The following is a 21,286-nucleotide window of genomic DNA, read 5'->3' on the forward strand; positions in this document are numbered from 1 at the left end:
GGGGAAGGGGACGGGCTGCTTCAGCCGGGCGCTGCGCCCGTGTGTCCACTTCGAGAACGTAGAGGCCGCCACCGGGGCCGTGGAGTGCGACACGTCCGCCGCCCTGCCGGTTCCGCCGCACGGCCGGTAGGGGCGGCGGTCCGGTGCGGTCCATGGTCCCGCACCGGAAACCGCACTGTTCCGGTCAGTCCTTCTGCTGCGCGCCGACGACGAGTGTGAGCGCCTCGGCGATGGCCGTCTCCGCGGCCGCCTTGTCGAGTCCGAGGCCGGCCAGCAGGCCCGACCCGGCCTCGTGCTCCAGCAGGGCCAGCAGGATGTGCTCGGTGCCGATGTAGTTGTGCCCCATCCGTAGGGCCTCCCGGAACGTGAGCTCCAGGACCTTGCGGGCATCGGCGTTGTACGGGACGAGCTCGGGCAGCTCGCCCTCCGCGGCGGCCGGGAGCGCCTGCTCGGCGGCCTGGCGGACGGTGTCCAGGGCCACGCCCTGCGCCTTGATGAACGCCCCGGCGAGCGCCTCCGGCTCGCTGAGCAGGCCCAGCACGATGTGCTCGGTGCCGATCTCGGCGTTGCCCGCGGCGCGGGCCTCGTTCTGCGCGGCCATCACCACGTTCTTCGCGCGCGGGGTGAAGCGGCTGAAGCCCTGGCTGGGGTCGAGCTCGGTCAGCTCGCCGGGGTCCTTGGCCACGAACCGCTTCTGGGCTGCCTGCCGGGTCACGCCCATGCTCCTGCCGATGTCGGTCCAGGACGCACCTGAGCGCCGCGCCTGGTCCACGAAGTGGCCGATCAGATGGTCGGCGACTTCGCCGAGGTGGTCCGCCGCGATGACAGCGTCCTGAAGCTGGTCGAGGGCGTCGGGGTGGACCTTCTTGATGGCTGCGATGAGGTCGTCCAGACGGACGGGCTGCGTCATGCCTACGGGCTGCGTCATGTGTCAACGATAGGTTGACAGTGGATGAGCGTCAACCTTCGGTTGACACTCGTCTCGGGCCGGGGCCGCGCCGCCGGCCCGGTACGGCAGAACGCGCCGGCCGACGGTGTTCGTCGGCCGGCGCGTCCGGTCAGCTGCTCTGCGGGCGATCCGGGATCAGAGGGTCCCGGAGTCGGCGATGGTGACCTTCGCCTTGGTGCGGCCGCTCTGCGAGCCGAGGCTCTCGATCTTCGTGACCAGGTCCATGCTCTGCTGGTCGGCGACCTCGCCGAAGACCACGTGCTTGCCGTCCAGCCAGGACGTCACGATGGTCGTGATGAAGAACTGCGAGCCGTTGGAGTTCGGGCCGCTGTTCGCCATCGAGAGAAGGCCGGGCTTGGTGTGCGCCAGCTTGAAGTTCTCGTCGTCGAACTTGGCACCGTAGATGCTCTTGCCGCCCGTGCCGTCGCCGCGGGTGAAGTCGCCGCCCTGCAGCATGAACTCGGGGATGACCCGGTGGAAGGACGACCCCTTGTAGCCGTAGCCGTGCTCGCCGGTGGCCAGCTGGCGGAAGTTCTCCGCGGTCTTGGGGACGACCTCGTCGTACAGGTTGAAGACGATCCGCCCGGCGGGCTCGTCGTTGATGGTGATGTCGAAGTAAACCTTGCTCGTCATGGAACCATCCTGACATCCGCCCCCGGGGCCCCGACGGGCGGGCGCGTCCAAACGCCGCCCACGGGTGACCGTCCGGAGGTGTCGGATGCACACTCCGTCGAAGCCCGGGCCCCGTCGCGCCTGCTCCGTCAGACCCCCGTGCCGCCGTGGATGCGCTCCCGCAGCAGGTCGGCGTGGCCGCTGTGACGGGCGTACTCACCGATCATGTGGGGGAGATCCAGAGCAGGTTCACCGCCGGTGGAGATCCACCGCAGGCTCACCTCGCCGCCCATGAACGGGGCCGTGTCCCCCAGCGCCCGCGCAGCACACGTGGCCCGCGCCCCCGCGACCTCCTGCTGCCGGACGGTGAGGGCTTCCGCGAAGGTCCGGCGTCCGAGCGGCGTCATGACCGATCAGGCTCCCGGCAGGGTCTGACAGCCGTACCCCGCTGTCTGAGCCTCCTCTGCCGGGGCGTCGGTCTACGGCCGGCGGCGGGGTCTGCCCCGCTTGGCGGCCCCGGCAGCGCCCTTGGCACCGCGGGCGCCACCCTTCGTGCCCTTCGCCCCCTTGGCTCCGCCGGAACCGGCCCGGGGGTTCTTGCCCGCCGACGCACCCGCCGCGGGCTTGCGCCGCGCGCCGCCGCTCTCGGTGCGCCTCGCCTTCGCCTTCGGCTGCTCCGCGGGCGCCGTACTGCGGCCCCGGGAGCTGTTCACGGTCCGCCCGCGGACGATCCCGATGAAGTCCTCCACCAGGTCGGTGGTCCTGTCCTCGGGCCATGACAGGGCGATCCGCGACTCCGGCGCGTCCGACAGCGGACGGTAGGTGAGGTCCTTGCGGTGGTGCAGGCGGGCGAGGGACTGCGGGACGGCGAGGACACCCACCCCCGCGGCCACCAGCTCGACGGCGTCCGCCGTCGTGGCCGGGCGCTCGATCGCGGGCCTGCCGGGGAGCTCCTCCCAGCCGAGCGTGTCGTCGAGCGGATGCAGCACGATGTCGTCGGCCAGCTCCGCGAGGGAGACCTCCTCGACCGCCGCCGCCACGTGGTCCTTGGGGATCACGACGACGGTCTGCTCGGTGTAGAGCGGGATCGCGCTGAGATCCGTACCGTCGACCGGCAGCCGGACGAAACCCGCGTCGGCGCCGCCGTCGCGCAGCAGGGCCGGCGCCTCGGCGGCGGGCACCGCGACGAGAGCCAGAGGGATGTCGGGCAGGCGCTCGTTCCAGATACGCACCCACTTGGTGGGCGTCACCCCCGGGACATACGCGAGCCGGAACGAAGGGGATACTTCCGAGCCTGTCACCCCGCCAGGTTACCGGTCGTGGTCAGAGGTGGCGCACACGCTCGATACTCTTGAACCATGACGTCGCACCAGACCACCCAGACCATGAAGCCCGCGACCGCGGCGAAGAAACTGGGTGTGTACCTCGAGGCCACCCCCACCGAGTTCCAGGAGGGTGTCGTCTCGCGCGCCGAGCTGGCGGCCCTCCAGACCGATCCGCCCGAGTGGCTCCAGGAGCTGCGACGCAACGGCCCGCACCCCCGGCCGGTGGTCGCGTCCAAGCTGGGCGTGTCCATCTCCGGCCTCGCGCGCGGGGGCGTCACGGACGCTCTGACCACGGAGCAGATCGACGCGCTGAAGCAGGACAACCCCGAGTGGCTCCAGAAGGAGCGCGCCACGCAGGCGGAGGTCCGCAAGGAATCCGTCCGCATCAAGGAGCGGAACGCCGAGCGCAGGGACGCCTCGTAGCGCTCGCCCGCACCGACCCCGAAGACCGTCATGTGGGTGGTCTCCGCCCCCTCGCCCGCCGGCGGGGGAACGGAGGCCACCCACACGTCGTTCCGTGAGCCGGCCGGCGGACCGAAAACCGGATGACGGCAGCCCCGGCCCCTGCGTACCGTGCTCTCCATGGGAACACTGTGATCGCCCCGCCCACGACCGCGTAGAGCTCAGCTCCGCCGCCGTGGTGCCGATCCGTCCTCGAATCCGTTCTGTCGGCATGGCCGGGAACAGGGGCTCACGCATGCACCCAGCACACTCAGCACAGCTCTCTCTGCACGGCGTCACCAAGCGTTACGGCGACCGCACCGTGCTCCGACAGGTCTCGTTCGGCGTCGCGCCCGGCGAGAAGGCCGGCGTCGTCGGCGACAACGGGGCGGGCAAGTCCACCCTGCTCCGTCTCCTCGCGGGGGAGGAACGCCCCGACGCGGGCGAGCTGTCCGTCGTCGCACCCGGCGGGACGGGGTATCTCGCCCAGGCCATCGGGCTGCCCCCGCAGGCCACGGTCCAGGACGCCGTCGACGTGGCGCTGCGGGAGCTGCGCACCCTGGAGTCCGAGCTGCGCCGGGCCGAGTCCGCGCTGGCGGCGGCGCCTCACGGACCGGAGCTGGAGGAGGCCCTCGCCGTGTACGCGCGCCTGACCGGGCAGTACGAGGCGCGTGACGGCTACGGCGCCGACACCCGGGTGGACACCGCGATGCACGGACTCGGCCTGCCGTGGCTGCCCCGGGACCGGCCGCTGGGCACGCTCTCCGGCGGCGAGCGGTCCCGGCTGGCGCTGGCCGCGACCCTCGCGTCCCGCCCCGAACTGCTGCTGCTGGACGAGCCGACCAACGACCTCGACGACCGGGCGGTCGGCTGGCTGGAGGACCATCTGAGGGCCCATCGCGGAACGGTCGTCGCGGTCACCCATGACCGGGTGTTCCTGGAGCGGATCACTGCCACGGTCCTGGAGGTCGACGGAGGCCGTGTCTCCCGCCACGGCAACGGATACGCCGGATACCTCACGGCCAAGGCCGCCGAACGCCGACGGCGCCGGGAGCGGTACGACGAGTGGCGGGCCGAACTCGACCGCAGCCGCAGGCTCGCCGAGTCGAACGCCGTCCGCCTGGACGCCATCCCGCGCAAGCTGGTGAAGCCGGGATCCGGGGCCGGTGCGTTCCGTGCGCGCGGCCGCGCCCACGGCGCGATGAGCCGTATCCGCAATGCCAGGGAACGGGTCCAGCGGCTCACGGCCGATCCGGTGGCTCCGCCGCCGGACCCGCTGTCCTTCACGCCCCGCCTCACCACCGCGGGCGCGCAGGGCGACGCGCCGGCCGCGACGCTGGACGGTGTGGACGTCAAAGGCCGGCTGAAGGTGCCGGGGCTACGGATCGGTCCGGCCGAGCGGCTGCTGGTCACCGGCCCCAACGGCGCGGGCAAGAGCACCCTGCTGCGGGTCCTGGCCGGGGAACTCCGGCCGGACGCGGGCACCGTGGGCGTGCGGGGGCGGGTGGGGCACCTGCGCCAGGAGGAGACGCAGTGGCCGGCGGGCGCGAGCGTACTGGCGGCGTACGCCGACGGGCGCCCCGGCGACCGGGACGAGCACGCCGACCGGCTGCTGTCGCTCGGCCTGTTCGACCCGGCCGCCCTGCGGCTGCGCGTCGGGGACCTTTCGTACGGTCAGCGGCGCCGTATCGAACTCGCCCGGCTGGTCAGCGAGCCGGTGGACCTGCTCCTGCTGGACGAGCCCACGAACCATCTCTCGCCGGCCCTCGTGGAGGAGCTGGAGGCAGCGCTGGCCGGCTATCCGGGCGCGCTGGTGCTGGTCACCCATGACCGCCGGATGCGGGCGCGGTTCAGCGGCACCCGGCTGGAGCTGAGCGAGGGCGCTGTCACCGTCGGCCCCTGAGCTCTTGCCGGCCGGTGGCGCCCTGTCGGGCAGGCCGCTGACGGCCGGAGTCCCGTCCCCGCCCCCTCCGATGCGGGGCGGGGACGGGACGGGGGCCGGTCCGTCCGGCGGGTCAGGAGGCGACGAAGCGCGCGATCTGGCCCAGCACGACGGTGTCCGTCAGGTACCCGATGTGGGTCTGGCAGGCCACGTTGTTGTTGGTCGCGCCGCTCAGCTTGGTGCTCGTGTACGGGAGGATGATGCCGTCGCAGGCCGAGTACCAGGTGGCGTACTTGGTGTCACCCGGCGTCTCGTCGCCCGAGGAGATCTGGGAGATGTACGAGGAGCCCGGGTACATCTGCTGACAGGTCGTGTAGATCAGGCAGGCGCCGGCGTACGTGGTGCCGTGGTTCGCGCCGGCGATGGAGGCCAGGTGGCTGACGCTGGAGCTGCCGCCCAGGACCTTCAGGTAGTACTGGCTGACGAGGCCGCCCATGGAGTGGTTGACGATCGCCACCTTGCTCGCACCGGTCTGTGACTTCACGTTGTTGACGAAGGTGGCCAGGCCCTGGGCGTTGGTGATGTTGTTGCCGTACGAGTTGTATTCGTAGGCGAACAGCTTGGAGCTGGACCAGCCGTTGAGCTGGAAGACGCTCTTGGCGGTGACCCAGTTGGAGGCGTTGCCCGTGTACCCGTGGACGAAGACGACCGGGGTACTGGTCGACAGGGGAGTCACGGCCGCGGCGGTGGCGGACTTCGCGGCGGGCGCACGGTCGGCCGCGCCGGCCGTCGACGCCGAACCGAACAGGGTGAACGCGACCGCGGCGGCCGCGAGGACGCCGAGGAGCCGGCGGGGTGAACGACGACGCATGGGGCACTCCTGACAAGGTGTGGGGAGGCGGGGATGCAGATGCCTGCTGGATCAGAGTCGGGGCGTGCGGTGCGGGTGGCATCGGTGATTTCACCGGTGTTCGCGAGCGGCGGTGCGTCGGACCCCGCGTCTGCGGGAGTGGCCGGGGGCGGGCGTACTGCTCCCGACGCCCCGGCTCCGGGTGGCCTCGATGAGCGTTGAGCGGAACGACCGCCGTCAGGTGAGCGGCCTGCCGGCCCGTCAGTAGACGTGGAACCGCTGTTCGAGGACGTGGCGCGAAGGCGACGGACGGCTCTCAGCGGCGCCGTTGGGCTGTGCCCCACGCGACGGACGCGCCCCGGGGGTGGGACCTGCTGGGGCGCGCCGGGGCCACGCTCACTCCGCTGATCCGGACTTCATGCGCCGGCTCGCCTGGAAACGCGCCTTCTTCTGGCGGTTGCCGCATGTGTTCATGTCGCACCACCTGCGGCTGCGGCTCCGGCTGGTGTCGAAGAAGGCGGCCCGGCAGGTCGGTGAGGCGCACAGGGCAAGTCTTCCGTCCCGTTCGCCCGAGATGACGCTGATCGCGTCGGCGGCGATCACGCCGAGGGCGTCCTCCAGGCGGGAAGCGGGGCTGAGCCGCCATTGCCGTTCGCCCCCGGGCGTCAGGACGGCCGCGGCCCGGCCCTGGGCGCTGCGGTCGTTGATGACGCGGACAGCGGGGGCGGGGAGAGCGTCCTGGACCGCTGCCGCCGTCGCGGCGGCGTGGATCGACTCCCTCAGTTCTCGGGCGAGGTCGAGCTGGGCGGTGGTGCAGGAGTCCACGGCGAGGCCGTACTCGGCCAGCCAGTCGACGAGTCGCTGCGGCGTGGGAATGCGCTCCACGGCATCGCCCTGACGCTCCGACAGGGTCCCCGTGAAGCTGGTCGCGAGCACCGAACCGAGGCGGAAGTCAGGGAAGCCAGGACGCATGGAACCACCTTAGCCGGTTGCGGCATGGTCCGGAGAGCTGTTAGAACCGTCTTAGGCGGTTCTACGAGCCAGGAGGTCCCATGCCCCTTCCGACCAGCGATGTACAAGCGTTTGGAGCCCACGCGACCGACGCAGACCTCGATGATCTGCGTACGCGACTGGCCGCTGCGCGACTTCCGGAGTACGAGACGGTCCATGGCGCCGCGACCGGCTCCCGCCGGTGGGAACAGGGCGTTCCTCTCGACGACCTCGTCGATGTCGTGAACTACTGGCGCACCGGGTACGACTGGCGGTCCTTCGAGGAGCGCCTCGACCGGATCGGTCAGTTCCGCACGACCATCGACGGTCTGGGAATCCACTTCCTGCACCGCCGGTCCGCGCGCGCCGACGCCACTCCTCTGATCCTGACGCACGGCTGGCCGGGCAGCATCGCCGAGTTCACCGATGTGGTGGAGGAGCTGGCGAATCCCGACGATGCGGACGCGCCGGCGTTCCACGTCGTGGTCCCCTCGCTGCCGGGCTTCGGGTACAGCGAGAAACCGGCCACCACCGGATGGGGAACCGGGAAGATCGCGGCGGCATGGGTCGAGCTGATGGGAAGGCTCGGCTACGGCCGGTTCCTGGCCCATGGCGGCGACTGGGGAGGCAACATCACCACGGTCCTCGGCGGCAGGTTCCCGGCGCACGTGATCGGTATCCACAGCACGTTCGCACAGGCGCCGCCCGGGCTGACGACGGACGGGCTGACGGAGACCGAGCGCCGGTGGACCGAGGAGACCCACGACTTCTGGCACCACCGCGCGGCGTACGCGAAGCAGCAGGCGACCCGGCCGCAGACCATCGGCTACGCGCTCGTCGACTCACCGGTCGGCCTTCTTGCCTGGATCCTCGACAAGTTCGCCGAGTGGTCGGACACCGAGGACAGCCCGTTCGAGACGATCTCCAGGGACCGTGTTCTCGACAACGTCACCCTGTACTGGCTGACGCGGACCGGCGCATCGGCGGCCCGCATCTACTACGAGAGCCACAACTCGCTCGACCCCGGACTCCGGGTCGACGTCCCGTCGGCGATCACCATGTACCCCCGCGACATCGAGAAGAGCCCGCGCCCCTGGGCTCAGGAGCGGTACCGCCGCATCGTCCGATGGAGGTCGCCCGAGGCGGGAGGGCATTTCCCGTCGCTGGAGGTCCCCGGGTATTTCGTCAGGGACCTGAGAGAGGGCTTCGCGGCCGTGCTGGCCGCCCATCGGTGAACGCGGCCAGCACGGCCGCATCCCCTCACGGGGCGCGGTCGGGGGGCCGCCACCGGCTCCGTTGCCCCGCATCCCCGGCGTACAGCGTGGAGAGCGTGATTCGAGGTGCCGCGGATTCGAGGGAATCCGGGTGTCCGCCGTCTCGCTCACGCGCCCGTGACGGCGCTGCCTGACCGTGGCGGCGGTCGCTCACCATCACGTGCCGCACAACGCGGTGCCGCGGGAGCCGGATTCGCTGACTGGCGTACGCGCGTGCCAACTGGGAACGTCTTCACGCCGGGCCGTGTGGATGATCTCATGTCTTTGCATAAAAGTGCGGCAATGCGTATAGTCATGCCATCGACGAGGAGGATTTCGATGGTGGTACGTGCAGCAGTGGCAGGGGCGAGCGGATACGCCGGCGGGGAGCTGCTCCGCCTTCTGCTGGTCCACCCCGAGGTCGAGATCGGGGCCCTCACGGCGAACTCCAACGCGGGCCAGCCGCTCGGCGCCCTGCAGCCGCACCTGAGGCCGCTGGCCGGGCGGGTGCTCCAGCCGACCACCCCCGAGGTGCTCGCCGGGCACGACGTGGTCTTCCTGGCCCTGCCGCACGGGCAGTCCGCCGCCGTGGCGGAGCAGCTCGGTGACGAGGTGCTCGTGGTCGACATGGGGGCCGACTTCCGGCTCAAGGACGCCGCGGACTGGGAGAAGTTCTACGCCTCGCCGCACGCCGGTACCTGGCCCTACGGCCTGCCCGAGCTGCCCGGCGGGCGGGCGGCGCTGGCGGGGAGCAAGCGCATCGCGGTGCCCGGCTGCTACCCGACCGCCGTCTCGCTGGCGCTCTTCCCGGCCTACGCGGCCCAGCTCGCCGAGCCCGAGGCCGTGATCGTCGCCGCCTCGGGGACCTCCGGCGCCGGCAAGGCGGCCAAGCCGCATCTGCTCGGCTCCGAGGTGATGGGCAACATGTCGCCGTACGGCGTCGGCGGGGTCCACCGGCACACGCCCGAGATGATCCAGAACCTCAGCGCCGCCGCCGGTGAACCGGTCACCGTGTCCTTCACCCCGACCCTCGCGCCCATGCCCCGCGGCATCCTCGCCACGTGCAGCGCGAAGGCGAAGCCCGGCGTGAGCGCCGATTCCCTGCGTGCCGCGTACGAGAAGGCCTACGCCGACGAGCCGTTCGTCGACCTGCTCCCCGAGGGGCAGTGGCCGGCGACCGCCGCCGTGTACGGCTCCAACGCCGTGCAGATCCAGGTCGCGTACGACGAGGCGGCCGGCCGGATCATCGTGATCAGCGCCATCGACAACCTCGCCAAGGGCACCGCGGGCGGGGCCCTGCAGAGCATGAACATCGCCCTCGGACTCCCCGAGGACACCGGACTTTCCACGATCGGAGTGGCACCGTGAGCGTCACGGCAGCACAGGGATTCTCCGCGGCGGGCATCGCCGCGGGAATCAAGGACAGCGGTAACCCGGACCTGGCCCTCGTGGTCAACAACGGTCCGCGTCGCGCCGCCGCGGGCGTCTTCACCTCCAACCGTGTCAAGGCCGCTCCCGTCCTCTGGTCGGAGCAGGTCCTCAAGGGCGGCGAGGTCTCCGCGGTCGTCCTCAACTCCGGCGGAGCCAACGCCTGTACGGGTCCGCAGGGATTCCAGGACACCCACGCCACCGCCGAGAAGGCGGCCGAGGTCCTCGAAGGGCACAGCGCCGGTGAGATCGCCGTCGCCTCGACCGGGCTCATCGGCCTGCTGCTCCCCATGGACAAGCTGCTGCCCGGCATCGAGAAGGCCGCGGCGGCCCTGAGTGAGCACGGCGGCGAGAAGGCCGCCATCGCCATCAAGACCACCGACACCGTCCACAAGACGGCCGTCGCCGGCGGCGAGGGCTGGACCGTCGGCGGCATGGCCAAGGGCGCGGGCATGCTCGCTCCCGGCCTGGCCACGATGCTCGTCGTCCTCACCACCGACGCCGACGTCGCCGCCCCCGCGCTCGACGCCGCGCTGCGCGACGCCACCCGCACCACCTTCGACCGGGTCGACTCGGACGGCTGCATGTCCACCAACGACACCGTGCTGCTGCTGGCCTCCGGGGCGAGCGGCATCACTCCGGAGCAGGGGGAGTTCGCCGAGGCGGTACGGACCGTCTGCGACGACCTCGCCCGGCAGCTGATCGGTGACGCGGAGGGTGCCTCCAAGGACATCCGGATCGAGGTCGTGAACGCCGCGACCGAGGACGACGCGGTGGAGGTGGGCCGCTCCATCGCCCGTAACAACCTCCTCAAGTGCGCCATCCACGGCGAGGACCCCAACTGGGGCCGCGTGCTGTCCGCCATCGGCACGACCAGGGCGGCCTTCGAGCCGGACGAGCTGAACGTCGCGATCAACGGCGTCTGGGTCTGCAAGAACGGCGGCGTCGGCGAGGACCGCGACCTGGTCGACATGCGCTACCGGGAGGTCAGGATCACCGCCGACCTCGCCGCCGGCACCGAATCGGCCGTCATCTGGGCCAACGACCTCACCGCGGACTACGTCCACGAGAACAGCGCGTACAGCTCATGACCACCGCGCGGAAGCACACCGCACTCCCGAAGGCGCAGATCCTCATCGAGGCCCTGCCCTGGCTGACCCGGCACAACGGCAAGACCGTCGTCATCAAGTTCGGCGGCAACGCCATGATCGACGAGGAGCTGAAGGCCGCCTTCGCCCAGGACGTCGTCTTCCTGCGGCACGCCGGCCTCAAGCCCGTCGTCGTGCACGGCGGCGGCCCGCAGATCAGCGCCCAGCTCGACAAGCAGGGCCTGGTCAGCGAGTTCAAGGCCGGGCTGCGCGTCACCACGCCCGAGGCGATGGACGTCGTACGGATGGTGCTCGCCGGGCAGGTCCAGCGCGAGCTCGTCGGCCTGCTCAACCAGCACGGCCCGCTCGCCGTCGGCATGACCGGCGAGGACGCCCACACGATCACCGCGATCCAGCACCGCCCGGTGATCGACGGCGAGGCCGTCGACATCGGCCGGGTCGGCGAGATCACCGCGATCGACACCGGGGCCATCCAGGCGCTGCTGGACGACGGCCGCATCCCCGTCATCTCCTCCATCGCCCGTTCGGCGGAGGACAACCACGTCTACAACGTCAACGCCGACACCGCGGCCGCCGCACTGGCCGCCGCGCTGAACGCCGAGACGCTGATGGTCCTCACCGACGTCGAGGGCCTCTACGAGGACTGGCCGAACAGCGACGACGTGATCAGCCGCCTCACCGCCACCGAACTGGAGAAGCTCCTGCCGGAACTCTCCAGCGGCATGGTGCCCAAGATGCAGGGCTGCCTGCACGCCGTACGCAACGGCGTGGAGACCGCCCGGGTCATCGACGGCCGGGTCCAGCACTCGATCCTGCTGGAGATCTTCACCGACGAAGGAATCGGCACGATGGTCGTGCCCGACGCACAGGGGGAAGCATGACCAACGCCGAGCTCTCGCAGCGCTGGAAGTCCGCGCTGATGGACAACTACGGCACCCCGAAGCTGTCCCTCGTCCGCGGCGAGGGCGCCCATGTGTGGGACGCCGACGGCACCGAGTACCTCGACTTCGTCGGCGGCATCGCGGTGAACGCGCTGGGCCACGCACACCCCGCGGTCGTCGAGGCGGTCTCCACCCAGATCGCCTCCCTCGGCCACGTCTCCAACCTCTTCATCGCCGAGCCGCCGGTCGCACTCGCCGAACGGCTGCTCCAGCTCTTCGGCCGCACCGGCAAGGTCTACTTCTGCAACTCGGGCGCCGAGGCCAACGAGGCCGCGTTCAAGATCGGCCGGCTGACCGGGCGTACCCATATGGTCGCCACCGACGGCGGTTTCCACGGCCGGACCATGGGCGCCCTCGCGCTCACCGGCCAGCAGAAGAAGCGCGAGCCGTTCGTCCCGCTGCCCGGAGATGTCACGCACGTCCCGTACGGAGACGTCGAGGCGCTGAGGGCCGCGGTGACGACCGACACCGCGCTGCTGATCATCGAGCCCATCCAGGGCGAGATCGGCGTGGTCGTGCCCCCCAAGGGCTATCTGGAGGCGGCCCGGGAGATCACCCGCGCCACAGGCACCCTGCTCGTCCTGGACGAGGTGCAGACCGGCATCGGCCGCTGCGGCACCTGGTTCGAGCACCAGGCCCACCAGGGCGTGGAACCCGATCTGGTCACCCTCGCCAAGGGGCTGGGCGGCGGGCTGCCGATCGGTGCCACGGTGGCGTTCGGCGCGGCCGCCGAGCTGCTCGCGCCCGGTCAGCACGGCACGACGTTCGGCGGCAACCCCGTCGCCTGCGCCGCCGGTCTCGCGGTCCTGGACACCCTGGCCGCAGACGGTGCGCTGGACAACGTGAAGCGGCTCGGCGAGCGGATCCGCAACGGTGTGGAGGGCCTCGGGCACCCGCTGGTCTCCCACGTCCGCGGCTCCGGCCTGCTGCTGGGTATCGTGCTCACCGAGCCCCTCGCACCCCAGGTGCAGCAGGCGGCTCAGGGAGCCGGACTCCTGGTGAACGCACCCGCGCCCGATGTCGTACGGCTGATGCCGCCACTGATCATCGGTGAGCCGGAGGTGGACGCGTTCCTCCAGGCGCTGCCCGGTGCCCTCGACGCGGCATACGGGGACGGACGATCCGGGGAAGGACACACCGGAGAATGAGGCGACGACGATGACCGAGGCGCAGGAATCCGAGCACGGCGGACCGTCCGTGCCGCAGACCCGCACCGCACGGCACCGCCGGATCGTGGACATCCTGAACCGGCAGCCGGTGCGTTCGCAGAGCCAGCTGGCCAAGCTCCTCGCGGACGACGGGCTGAGCGTCACCCAGGCGACGCTCTCCCGGGACCTGGACGAGCTGGGTGCGGTGAAGATCCGCAACACCGGGGGCGAGCTGATCTACGCGGTGCCGAGCGAGGGCGGATTCCGTACCCCGCACGCACCGCTGGGCGGCTCCGCCAAGGAGGAGCGGATGCGCCGCCTCTCCGCCGAACTGCTGATCTCGGCGGAGGCCTCGGCCAACCTCGTCGTGCTGCGTACGCCCCCGGGCGCCGCCCAGTTCCTCGCCTCGGCGATCGACCAGGCCGAGCTGCACGACATCCTCGGCACCATCGCGGGCGACGACACGCTCATGCTGATCAGCCGCGACCCGGCAGGCGGGCAGGCGCTCGCCGACCATCTGCTGCGGCTCGCGCAGAACGACCGCTAGAGGACCGATGACTCATGACGGGGGCCGTCCGGCGCAAGGCCGGACGGCCCCCGTCATGAGGTGACGGCCGGGGCGGGACGCCGGCCGCCATCGGCACGGCCGCCTGCGAGGCCGGTCCGCCGGCGGTGACCGGGTGCGGGGAGCCGGACGCCCCACCGAGGGAGCCGCGGTGGGGCTCAGCCCGCGGTGAGGCCGGAGAACGCTTCGGTCGTGCGTTCCTGGAGCTCGGCCGGGGGAACGTCACGGAGATGCTGCGTGAGCCCCCACCGGTGCCCGAAGGGGTCGAGCAACTGGCCCTCCCGCTCCCCCCAGAAGGCGTCGCTCAACGGGCGGATCACGGTGGCCCCGGCGCCGACGGCCCGCTGCCAGGCGTCGTCGACGTCGTCGACGTGCAGGTAGACGGCGCCATATGTGCCGCCGAAGTGCCGCGGTCCGTAGGACTCCAACTCGGGGAACTCGTCGGCCAGCATCAGGGTGAGCGTCCCGATGCGGACCTGGACGTGGATCAGCCGGCCGCCGGGCACCACCAGCCGGGTGAGCTCCGTGGCTCCGAACGCCTTCTGGTACCAGGCGGATGCCTCGGCCGTGCCGTGCACGGTCAGATGCAGGGTGTGGGAATCGAACGACATAGGTGTTTCCTTTCGGGGGTTCGGGTCCGGCCCGTTCGAGCACCGCGTCGAGGCGTGCCGAGGGCCCGGCAGTTCGACGGCCGTGCGCCGCGTGTTGTCAGGCGCGGGACCGCCGCCCGCCTCAACCGGTCCAGGGCCGCAGCTTGTCCGGGTTGCGAATCGCCCAGATACGCCGGATGCGGGACTCGTCGATGTCGAAGGCGTAGACGGTCAGTACCTGACGGCCGTCCACGGCGACCAGGCCCGGTTGTCCGTTGACGGTCCGTTCGAGGAGGTCGGGCCGGCCACCCAGGGCCGCCAGGTGCATCAGGAACTCCGCGACCCGGAGGTGGCCCCGCATCGGCACCGGCGAGGCCATCGCGCGACCGCCGCCGTCGGAGGTGGCGATGACCGACGGGTCGAGGACCCGGACCAGGGCCTCCACGTCCATGGCCTGCCACGCCCTCCGGAACTCACCGACGACGGCGGAACGCCGTCCCGCCCCCGCGGTGCCGGTGCGGGCCGCCGCCAGCCGGCGACGGCCCGACGAGGCGAGCTCCCGGCAGGCACCCGGGGTGCGTCCCACGATCTCCGCGACCTCGTTGAAGGGCACCCGGAACACATCGTGCAGCATGAAGGCGACACGCTCGGCCGGCGTCATCGAGTCCAGCACCACCAGGAACGCCATCTCGACGGACTCGTCCAGCGTGATGTGGTCGGCGGGATCGCTCGCCGTCGATCCGTGGGAGAGCCCGCTCCACTCGGCCCGCGCCGGAAGTGGTTCCGGGATCCACTCCCCGACGTACCGTTCCCGGCGCATGCGCGCCGAACGCAGCTGGTCCATGCAGATCCGGCTGACGACGGTCGTCAGCCAGGCAGCCGGATTCGAGACGGCCGCCCGGCGTTCGGCAGGTTGCGCGAACCAACGGGCGTACGCCTCCTGGACGGCGTCCTCCGCCTCGGTCAGTGAGCCGAGCAGCCGGTAGGCGATGTTGGCGAGGCCGCGCCGTTCCGAGATGAGCGGATCGTCCTCCGGACGCGCCGGAGCCTCTTCGTCCTTGCCCGTGATGTCCATGCGGTCAGCGCCTTCCAGTCGCCTCTGCGAATCGTCCCCCTGATACGACGGATCAGGACCCGCCGATGTCAGACGGCGGCCCGTCTCCTGACGATCGGGACCACCACCGCGTCGGTGAGGGACATGAGCACACCTGCGGACCACGACGGCGACGGCGTGCCCGGTACGCCCCGGAAACAGCGTCAGGAGAAGGCATCATGACCAAGATCGGCATCATCATCGGCAGTACGCGGCCCGGAAGGCTCGGCCCGCAGGTCGCCGAGTGGGTCCACAAGGCCGCGGCCCAGAGGTCCGACGCCGAGTTCCGGCTCGTCGACCTCGCCGAGTTCCGGCTTCCCCTCTTCGACCAGGTGGTTCCGCCCGCCCTGGGCGGAGCCGGAGGCCCACAGGCTCAGGCATGGGTGCGCGCGGTCGAGGCGCTCGACGGATTCGTGTTCGTCACACCGGAGTACAACCACCAGCTCCCCGGTGCGCTCAAGAACGCCATCGACTTCGTCTACGCCGGCTGGGGGGACAAGGCCGCCGGGATCGTCTCGTACGGCGCCGCGGGCGGCACCGGGTCCGCGGCCCAGTTGCGGCAGATCTGCGGTCTGCTCGGGCTCGCCGACGTGCCCGCCCAGGTCACCCTCCACCTGGCCACGGACTTCGAGGACTTCACGGTGTTCGCTCCTGACGAGTCCAGGGCGCGTGCGCTGGAGGACCTGCTCGACCGGGTCGTCGCCTGGACCGCGGCACTCGAACCGGTGCGGCGTGCCCGCGCGTCGTCCGCCGCCCGAACCCCCGCCCACCGATCGTGACCGGAAGAGAGACGATCAGCATGCCCCATCTCATGATCCATGCCTCCGAGCCCCAGATCGCCGGGCACGAGCACGACCTCATCGCCCGGCTCACGGAAGCGGTCACCTCCGTCTACGGGGAGTGGGCCCGCCCTCTCGTGGTCGTACAGCTGGTGGGCATCGCGGTCGGCCGCCGGGCCGTCGGCGGGGTCGCGCGCCCCGAGGCGGCGCCGACCGTGACGCTCGCCGTCCGCGAGAAGGCGTTCACCCGGGCGGACGGTCCGGGGGTCGCGGCCCGGCTCGTCGCAGCGGTCACGGACGCCGTCGCGACGGCGCTCGGCGAGCAGCACCGGGCCGGGGTCGTCGTCGACCTGGTCGCCACGCGCGACGACCGTACCGCCGTCGGCGGCCGCCTCGTGGACGAAACGGGGGTGAGCGAACCGGACGAGTTGAGGGACCGTGCCGAGATCGAGGCGCTCCGGGCGGAGTTCACGGACGCGGTGATGATGAACGACCACGACCGGCTCGCCTCCCTCTTCCTGCCGGACGGCGCCGTCCGTATCCCCGAGGCAGGCGTCGAGGCGGCAGGCCGCGACGGAATCCTGGCTCTGGCGCGGCAGCGTGAGGCCGGATTCGAGTTCTTCGTCCAGACGGCCCACCCCGGGGTCACGTTCCTCTCGGGAGACACCGCGACCGGCCGCGCCGGTCTCTGTGAGGTCGTCCGGCTTCGCGATGGCGCCTCGCACCTCAATTACGCGCTCTACCACGATCGTTACCGGCGCACTCCGGCCGGCTGGCGGTTCGCCGAACGCGTCTATGAGATCCGGTATCTGGACTCGACGCCACTCGCCGGGAAGCCCGGTGGGCCCGTCGCGGATCAGGGTGCGCCGAGGGCGTGAGCGACGGGGGGACGGCTTCGGGGCCTGCCCCTGCGGCGCGGCACGGCTCGGTGAAGATCCAGAGCCGACCGGACGGGCCCGTCCGCCGCGGCTCGTGGGGCCGGATCAGTAGCGCGTGATCGTGGTCGGGCCCGACCGGGTCCCGATCGCGAGGTGCGGACGGCGCGCCGGATCGGCCCAGGCCAGAATCCGGTCCATCGCGGCCGCCGGCACGGAGACACAGCCGGCGGTCGCGCCGCGCCCGTTGACGTGCAGGAAGATCCCGGCGCCCCGGCCCCGTACCGGCCGGTCGTAGTTGAACCCGACGACGAGGGCCCGGGCGTACTGCGCCGGGTAGTCGATCAGGTGCTCGGCCTCGGCCGCCCGGCAGTCGGCCGGCCGCGGCTCCACCCACCGGTTGTAGGCGCGCGCGGCGGTGTCCTGGCACCACCACGACCGGTCGGTGACCCTGCGGTACGGGTAGCGCGTCCCCGGCCGGGGCCCCGCCACCCCGAAGGCGTACGGCAGGTCGTAGAGGCCCGTGGGTGTGGTGTTCGTGCCCTGCTTGCGTGAAGTGCCCTCGGCCAGCCCGTTCGCCCCGAAGCGGGCGGGCGCCGATCCGGCCGCCACCCAGCGGCCGGCCCGCAGACTCCACCAGGTGACGGTTCCCGTGGTGGAGGCGGTACCGGGCGCCTCGGCCGTGATGAGCTGGCTGCCGCCGCCCGTGTCGGCCAGTCGCAGCGGCAGCGGCGTCGCCGCCGGGGGACGGGCCCCGAGCAGCCCGCCGAGAGCGAGCAGGACCGAACCGGTCACCAGAAGTCTGCGCATGCCTCGGACCGTAGACGGGCCGCCGCCGGGGCACCTGTGGACCTGCTCCGTACGGCCCAGTGGTTCAGGAAGCGGGCGGCATGACGGGCAACGGGAGCGGCAGTCCCGGCAGCCCGTCGATGCTGGTCGCGACATGCTCCTTCTTCTCGAAGTAGGCGCTGAGCGAGGCGTCGTCCTCCCGTGCGAAGCGCTGCCCGTGCAGGGGCCTGTCCTCGTCGTAGCGCATGAACGGCACGCCGTATCCGCAGGTGTCCCGGATCAGTTCGGCCGTCACCACGATGATCGCCCGCAGCCCGTGCCGGGACGGGTCGACGCCGTCGAACCGCGCGAGGAGTTCCGGGAACCGGGGGTCGTCACGGAAGACCGGCTCACCGCGGCCGTGCACCCGCACGATGTTCGGCGGCCCCTGGAAGGCGCACCACATCAGGGTGATCCGGCCGTTCTCGCGCAGGTGCGCCACGGTCTCCGCCGTACTCCCGGCAAAGTCCAGATAGGCCACGCGCAGCTCGTCGAGCACGGCGAACAAGCCACTGACGCCCTTGGGGGAGAGGTTGACCGTGCCTTCGGCATCCAGTGGGGAGGTGGCGGTGAAGAACATCGGCTGCGCCTCGATGAAGGTACGCAGCCGTCCGTCGATACGTGCATACGTCTTTCCCATGGGCGCGATTATCCGCCCCGACTCCTGGGGTCGCGGGGGGATTTCAGCTGGTGGGACGGAGATATCCGGCAGCCCGGAGAAGACGCTGCGCCGCCACCCGCACCGCCCGCGGCCGGTCCGGCACATCCCGCTCGGACAGCCACTCCCGGGAGAGCTCTCCCGCGTTGGGCAGCAGGGCCCGCGTGGCCGCCCTGACGACGACGGGTGACGGGTCGTCGATCAGCCGGGCCAGCCGGTCCCACGTCACGGCGTCGAGGGCGCGCAGCCCGGTGACCGCGTGCAGGCGCACGGCGGGCGCCGGATGGCCGACGAGTGCCCACAGCATCCCGGCGTCCGAGCGGTCACCGCATTCCCCCAGCCCCGCGGCAGCACCCGGTTCGGTGACCTCGCCGGTGCACATCGCCCGGTACAGCGGCAGCGGGTCGGTCCCGCCCTGTCGCAGCACGTAGCGGGCGCAGGCCCGTACGACTCCCGAACGGTCCGCGAGCCAGGCCCCCGCCTCGTCGTGCCGCCCGGTGCGCCGCAGTGCGGTGACCCCCGCCGCCCGCACGCGTCCGTTCCGGGCAGTCAGTAGTACGCCGAGTACGTCGTCGTGGTCCTCGTCCCGCATCGACGCGATGGCCGCGTCCGCGCAGAGGTCCTGCAAGGTCGCGTCGCCGGAACCCGCGGCCAGGCGGGCGAGCCGGCCCGGAGGCAGGAGGGCGCGGTCGACGGCGATGCGGTGGGCGAACCGGCGGGTGGCGCGGTCCTCGCTCGTCAGCAGGGCCTCCACCTGCGCGGCGGGGCCTTCGCGCAGTCCCCGGTCGAGGAGGGCGACCGCGAACAGGCCCTGCTCGCGCCGGGCCAGCAGCAGGACCAGATCCGCGTACGCGGCGAGGGCGGCCGCGGGCACCTCCGACAACAGTGCCCGGGCCCGTTCGCGTACCGGGGCCGCCCAGTCCGTGCACCGCACGATCAGGAGCGGCAGCAGAGCTGGGGAGCCGGCCGTCAGGTCGAGGGCCGACTCCCGGATCCTGCCGTCGCGGTGGCACAGGGAGATGACGGTCTCCGATTGCGCGGCGGCCCCGGGGGCGCGGCGCCATCGCAGGTACGACAACGGCGCGGTCCGGTCCCACCGCAGCCGCTGCCCTCCCTGTGCGACGTACGCGCCGAGTTTCCAGGGCGGCAGGTCGCGTATCGCGCGGTCGAGCGCCGGCCAGGATTCGGCCGAGGCGCGTCCGAGCGCCTCGTCCAGTGACGCGCCGTCGGCCAGTCGCCGCGCCGCCGTCCAGGCGTCGTTCATGGTTCCCCCCGGGTATGCCGAAGTGCAGACGGTAGCGGGGACGACGTGGCAGCGCCCGCGCATGGTCCGGGGGCGGGGTCCCGGCACCAGCTTTGACAAAACATACAGAGCACCGCATAGTTATGCCTGGCAGTGATTGCGGCAGTGGCTGCACCGCGGATCGCGCCGTGAGCAGGCATCCGTGACCGAGTGTGCCGCACTCGCACGGGGAAGCGGTCGCACATCCAACCCCCCTGGTTCTTCCGAGGAGCACGCAGTGAGCAACGGCAACGGCAACGGCGACGTACGTCTGTGGGGCGCCCGCTTCGCGGACGGTCCCGCCGAGGCGCTGGCCAGGCTGTCCGCGTCCGTCCACTTCGACTGGCGGCTCGCGCCGTACGACATCGCCGGCTCCCGCGCCCACGCGCGCGTCCTCAACAAGGCGGGTCTGCTCACCGAGGACGAGCTGAAGCGGATGACCGCCGGACTGGACCAGCTGGAAGCCGATGTCGCGGACGGCTCCTTCACCGGCACGATCGCCGACGAGGACGTCCACACCGCCCTGGAGCGCGGACTGCTGGAGCGGCTCGGCCCCGACCTCGGCGGCAAGCTGCGCGCCGGACGGTCCCGCAACGACCAGATCGCCACGCTCTTCCGGATGTACCTCCGCGACCACGCCCGCATCATCGGCGGTCTGATCGCCGGGCTCCAGGACGCCCTCGTCGGCCTCGCCGAGGCGCACCCGGACGTGGCCATGCCCGGCCGCACGCACCTCCAGCACGCCCAGCCGGTGCTCTTCGCCCACCACGTCCTGGCCCATGTGCAGTCCCTGTCCCGGGACGCCGAGCGGCTGCGCCAGTGGGACGAGCGGACCGCCGTCTCGCCGTACGGTTCCGGCGCGCTCGCCGGATCGTCGCTCGGGCTGGACCCGGAAGCGGTCGCCGCCGACCTCGGGTTCGAGCGCGGCTCGGTGGGCAACTCCATCGACGGAACGGCCTCGCGGGACTTCGTCGCCGAGTTCGCTTTCATCACCGCGATGATCGGCGTCAACCTCTCCCGGATCGCCGAGGAGATCATCATCTGGAACACGAAGGAGTTCTCCTTCGTCACCCTGCACGACGCCTTCTCCACCGGCTCCTCGATCATGCCGCAGAAGAAGAACCCCGACATCGCCGAACTGGCCCGGGGCAAGTCCGGACGGCTCATCGGCAACCTGACCGGCCTCATGGCCACGCTCAAGGCCCTGCCGCTCGCGTACAACCGCGACCTCCAGGAGGACAAGGAGCCGGTCTTCGACTCCTGCGACCAGCTCGAAGTCCTGCTCCCCGCCTTCACGGGCATGATGGCCACCCTCACCGTCAACCGCGCGCGCATGGAGGAGCTGGCGCCGGCCGGCTTCTCGCTCGCCACTGACATCGCCGAGTGGCTGGTCAAGAAGGGCGTCCCGTTCCGGGTCGCCCACGAGGTCGCCGGTGAGTGCGTCAAGGAGTGCGAGAGCCACGGCATCGAGCTCGACGAACTGACCGACGAACAGTTCGCGAAGATCTCCGAGCACCTCACCCCCGAGGTCCGCACGGTCCTCAACGTGGCCGGCGCACTCGCCTCACGCAACGGCCGCGGCGGCACCGCGCCCTCCGCGGTCGCGGTCCAGCTCGCCGAGGTCAAGGCGGACCTCGCGACGCAGCACGCCTGGGCGGCGCGTCAGTAGTGCGACGCGCATCGCGGGC

21 protein-coding genes and 1 pseudogene are annotated in these 21,286 nt (G+C 71.6%); 11 read left to right on the forward strand and 11 right to left on the reverse strand.

All coding sequences use genetic code 11. The features are described from left to right. Nucleotides 1-184 precede the first annotated feature (184 nt). The 4 genes and pseudogenes from ACGFZA_RS26070 to ACGFZA_RS26085 all read right to left on the reverse strand — a co-directional run bounded on the left by ACGFZA_RS26070 (nt 185) and on the right by ACGFZA_RS26085 (nt 2,862). Nucleotides 185-928 (reverse strand): Clp protease N-terminal domain-containing protein, encoded by a 744-nt coding sequence (locus ACGFZA_RS26070; RefSeq protein WP_393682231.1) that lies wholly within the window; start codon nt 926-928, stop codon nt 185-187. 156 nt (nt 929-1,084) lie between these two features. Next, nucleotides 1,085-1,582 carry a peptidylprolyl isomerase gene (locus ACGFZA_RS26075; protein WP_385287321.1) on the reverse strand — a complete coding sequence of 166 codons (498 nt, stop codon included), beginning with the start codon at nt 1,580-1,582 and terminating at the stop codon, nt 1,085-1,087. Between the two features lie 128 nt (nt 1,583-1,710). Next, nucleotides 1,711-1,947: pseudogene (locus ACGFZA_RS26080) on the reverse strand (DUF664 domain-containing protein); the annotation flags it as partial. Between the two features lie 93 nt (nt 1,948-2,040). Then, nucleotides 2,041-2,862, reverse strand: a complete 822-nt coding sequence (locus ACGFZA_RS26085; protein ID WP_393682234.1) for a LysR family substrate-binding domain-containing protein — start codon at nt 2,860-2,862, stop codon at nt 2,041-2,043. 57 nt (nt 2,863-2,919) lie between these two features. Between ACGFZA_RS26085 and ACGFZA_RS26090 the strand changes: the two genes are divergently transcribed. Together ACGFZA_RS26090 and ACGFZA_RS26095 are read left to right on the forward strand one after the other, a co-directional pair. Next, nucleotides 2,920-3,309, forward strand: coding sequence for a DUF5997 family protein (locus ACGFZA_RS26090; protein WP_393682236.1), 390 nt, complete (start codon nt 2,920-2,922; stop codon nt 3,307-3,309). A 274-nt stretch (nt 3,310-3,583) separates the two neighbouring features. Beyond that, entirely contained in the window at nt 3,584-5,230 is a 1,647-nt protein-coding gene (locus ACGFZA_RS26095) for a TlrC/CarA/OleB/SrmB family ABC-F type ribosomal protection protein (protein ID WP_393682238.1), read from the forward strand. A 112-nt stretch (nt 5,231-5,342) separates the two neighbouring features. Here the strand turns inward: ACGFZA_RS26095 and ACGFZA_RS26100 are convergent, their stop codons facing one another. Continuing rightward, the gene (locus ACGFZA_RS26100; RefSeq protein WP_393682240.1) at nt 5,343-6,080 is read right to left on the reverse strand and encodes an esterase/lipase family protein; all 738 of its coding nucleotides are present in this window, start codon (nt 6,078-6,080) and stop codon (nt 5,343-5,345) included. 375 nt (nt 6,081-6,455) lie between these two features. Next, nucleotides 6,456-7,031, reverse strand: coding sequence for a CGNR zinc finger domain-containing protein (locus ACGFZA_RS26105; RefSeq protein ID WP_393682242.1), 576 nt, complete (start codon nt 7,029-7,031; stop codon nt 6,456-6,458). A gap of 80 nt (nt 7,032-7,111) precedes the next feature. On the opposite strand from ACGFZA_RS26105, the gene ACGFZA_RS26110 reads away from it, so the two are divergent. The 6 genes from ACGFZA_RS26110 to ACGFZA_RS26135 all read left to right on the forward strand — a co-directional run bounded on the left by ACGFZA_RS26110 (nt 7,112) and on the right by ACGFZA_RS26135 (nt 13,475). After that, nucleotides 7,112-8,284 carry an epoxide hydrolase family protein gene (locus ACGFZA_RS26110; RefSeq protein WP_393682244.1) on the forward strand — a complete coding sequence of 391 codons (1,173 nt, stop codon included), beginning with the start codon at nt 7,112-7,114 and terminating at the stop codon, nt 8,282-8,284. A 357-nt stretch (nt 8,285-8,641) separates the two neighbouring features. Continuing rightward, the gene (gene argC / locus ACGFZA_RS26115; RefSeq protein ID WP_385287309.1) at nt 8,642-9,670 is read left to right on the forward strand and encodes an N-acetyl-gamma-glutamyl-phosphate reductase; all 1,029 of its coding nucleotides are present in this window, start codon (nt 8,642-8,644) and stop codon (nt 9,668-9,670) included. Then, nucleotides 9,667-10,821: a bifunctional glutamate N-acetyltransferase/amino-acid acetyltransferase ArgJ gene (gene argJ, locus ACGFZA_RS26120; protein ID WP_385287307.1), complete on the forward strand. Its 1,155-nt coding sequence runs from the start codon at nt 9,667-9,669 to the stop codon at nt 10,819-10,821. The genes argC and argJ overlap by 4 nt, the downstream gene beginning before the upstream one ends. After that, on the forward strand, nt 10,818-11,720 hold the full coding sequence (gene argB / locus ACGFZA_RS26125; protein ID WP_073737466.1) for an acetylglutamate kinase: 903 nt from the start codon (nt 10,818-10,820) through the stop codon (nt 11,718-11,720). Before argJ ends, argB begins: the two co-directional genes overlap by 4 nt. After that, a complete protein-coding gene (locus tag ACGFZA_RS26130; protein ID WP_385287305.1) occupies nt 11,717-12,928 on the forward strand; it encodes an acetylornithine transaminase in 1,212 nt (403 codons plus the stop codon). The genes argB and ACGFZA_RS26130 overlap by 4 nt, the downstream gene beginning before the upstream one ends. A 10-nt stretch (nt 12,929-12,938) precedes the next feature. Continuing rightward, nucleotides 12,939-13,475, forward strand: a complete 537-nt coding sequence (locus tag ACGFZA_RS26135) for an arginine repressor (RefSeq protein ID WP_385287303.1) — start codon at nt 12,939-12,941, stop codon at nt 13,473-13,475. A gap of 176 nt (nt 13,476-13,651) precedes the next feature. Here ACGFZA_RS26135 and ACGFZA_RS26140 read toward each other — a convergent pair whose 3' ends face one another. Together ACGFZA_RS26140 and sigJ are read right to left on the reverse strand one after the other, a co-directional pair. After that, a complete protein-coding gene (locus ACGFZA_RS26140) occupies nt 13,652-14,104 on the reverse strand; it encodes a VOC family protein (protein WP_393682248.1) in 453 nt (150 codons plus the stop codon). Nucleotides 14,105-14,225: 121 nt separating this feature from the next. Next, complete coding sequence (gene sigJ, locus ACGFZA_RS26145; RefSeq protein ID WP_385287299.1) at nt 14,226-15,158, reverse strand: RNA polymerase sigma factor SigJ; 933 nt, start codon at nt 15,156-15,158, stop codon at nt 14,226-14,228. Nucleotides 15,159-15,355: 197 nt separating this feature from the next. On the opposite strand from sigJ, the gene ACGFZA_RS26150 reads away from it, so the two are divergent. Together ACGFZA_RS26150 and ACGFZA_RS26155 are read left to right on the forward strand one after the other, a co-directional pair. Further along, nucleotides 15,356-15,955, forward strand: coding sequence for an NADPH-dependent FMN reductase (locus ACGFZA_RS26150; RefSeq protein WP_385287297.1), 600 nt, complete (start codon nt 15,356-15,358; stop codon nt 15,953-15,955). A 20-nt stretch (nt 15,956-15,975) separates the two neighbouring features. Then, the gene (locus ACGFZA_RS26155) at nt 15,976-16,833 is read left to right on the forward strand and encodes a nuclear transport factor 2 family protein (protein ID WP_385287295.1); all 858 of its coding nucleotides are present in this window, start codon (nt 15,976-15,978) and stop codon (nt 16,831-16,833) included. Between the two features lie 105 nt (nt 16,834-16,938). Here the strand turns inward: ACGFZA_RS26155 and ACGFZA_RS26160 are convergent, their stop codons facing one another. From ACGFZA_RS26160 to ACGFZA_RS26170, 3 genes are all read right to left on the reverse strand, one after another. Next, on the reverse strand, nt 16,939-17,640 hold the full coding sequence (locus ACGFZA_RS26160; RefSeq protein ID WP_393682251.1) for a L,D-transpeptidase: 702 nt from the start codon (nt 17,638-17,640) through the stop codon (nt 16,939-16,941). A gap of 64 nt (nt 17,641-17,704) precedes the next feature. Next, nucleotides 17,705-18,298, reverse strand: coding sequence for a pyridoxamine 5'-phosphate oxidase family protein (locus ACGFZA_RS26165; RefSeq protein ID WP_393682253.1), 594 nt, complete (start codon nt 18,296-18,298; stop codon nt 17,705-17,707). A 43-nt stretch (nt 18,299-18,341) separates the two neighbouring features. Continuing rightward, the gene (locus tag ACGFZA_RS26170; RefSeq protein WP_393682255.1) at nt 18,342-19,580 is read right to left on the reverse strand and encodes a hypothetical protein; all 1,239 of its coding nucleotides are present in this window, start codon (nt 19,578-19,580) and stop codon (nt 18,342-18,344) included. Between the two features lie 256 nt (nt 19,581-19,836). Between ACGFZA_RS26170 and argH the strand changes: the two genes are divergently transcribed. Beyond that, complete coding sequence (gene argH, locus ACGFZA_RS26175; RefSeq protein ID WP_385287289.1) at nt 19,837-21,267, forward strand: argininosuccinate lyase; 1,431 nt, start codon at nt 19,837-19,839, stop codon at nt 21,265-21,267. The last annotated feature ends 19 nt before the right edge of the window (nt 21,268-21,286 follow it).

This window comes from Streptomyces sp. NPDC048211 (assembly GCF_043202315.1).
Lineage (GTDB): Bacteria > Actinomycetota > Actinomycetes > Streptomycetales > Streptomycetaceae > Streptomyces.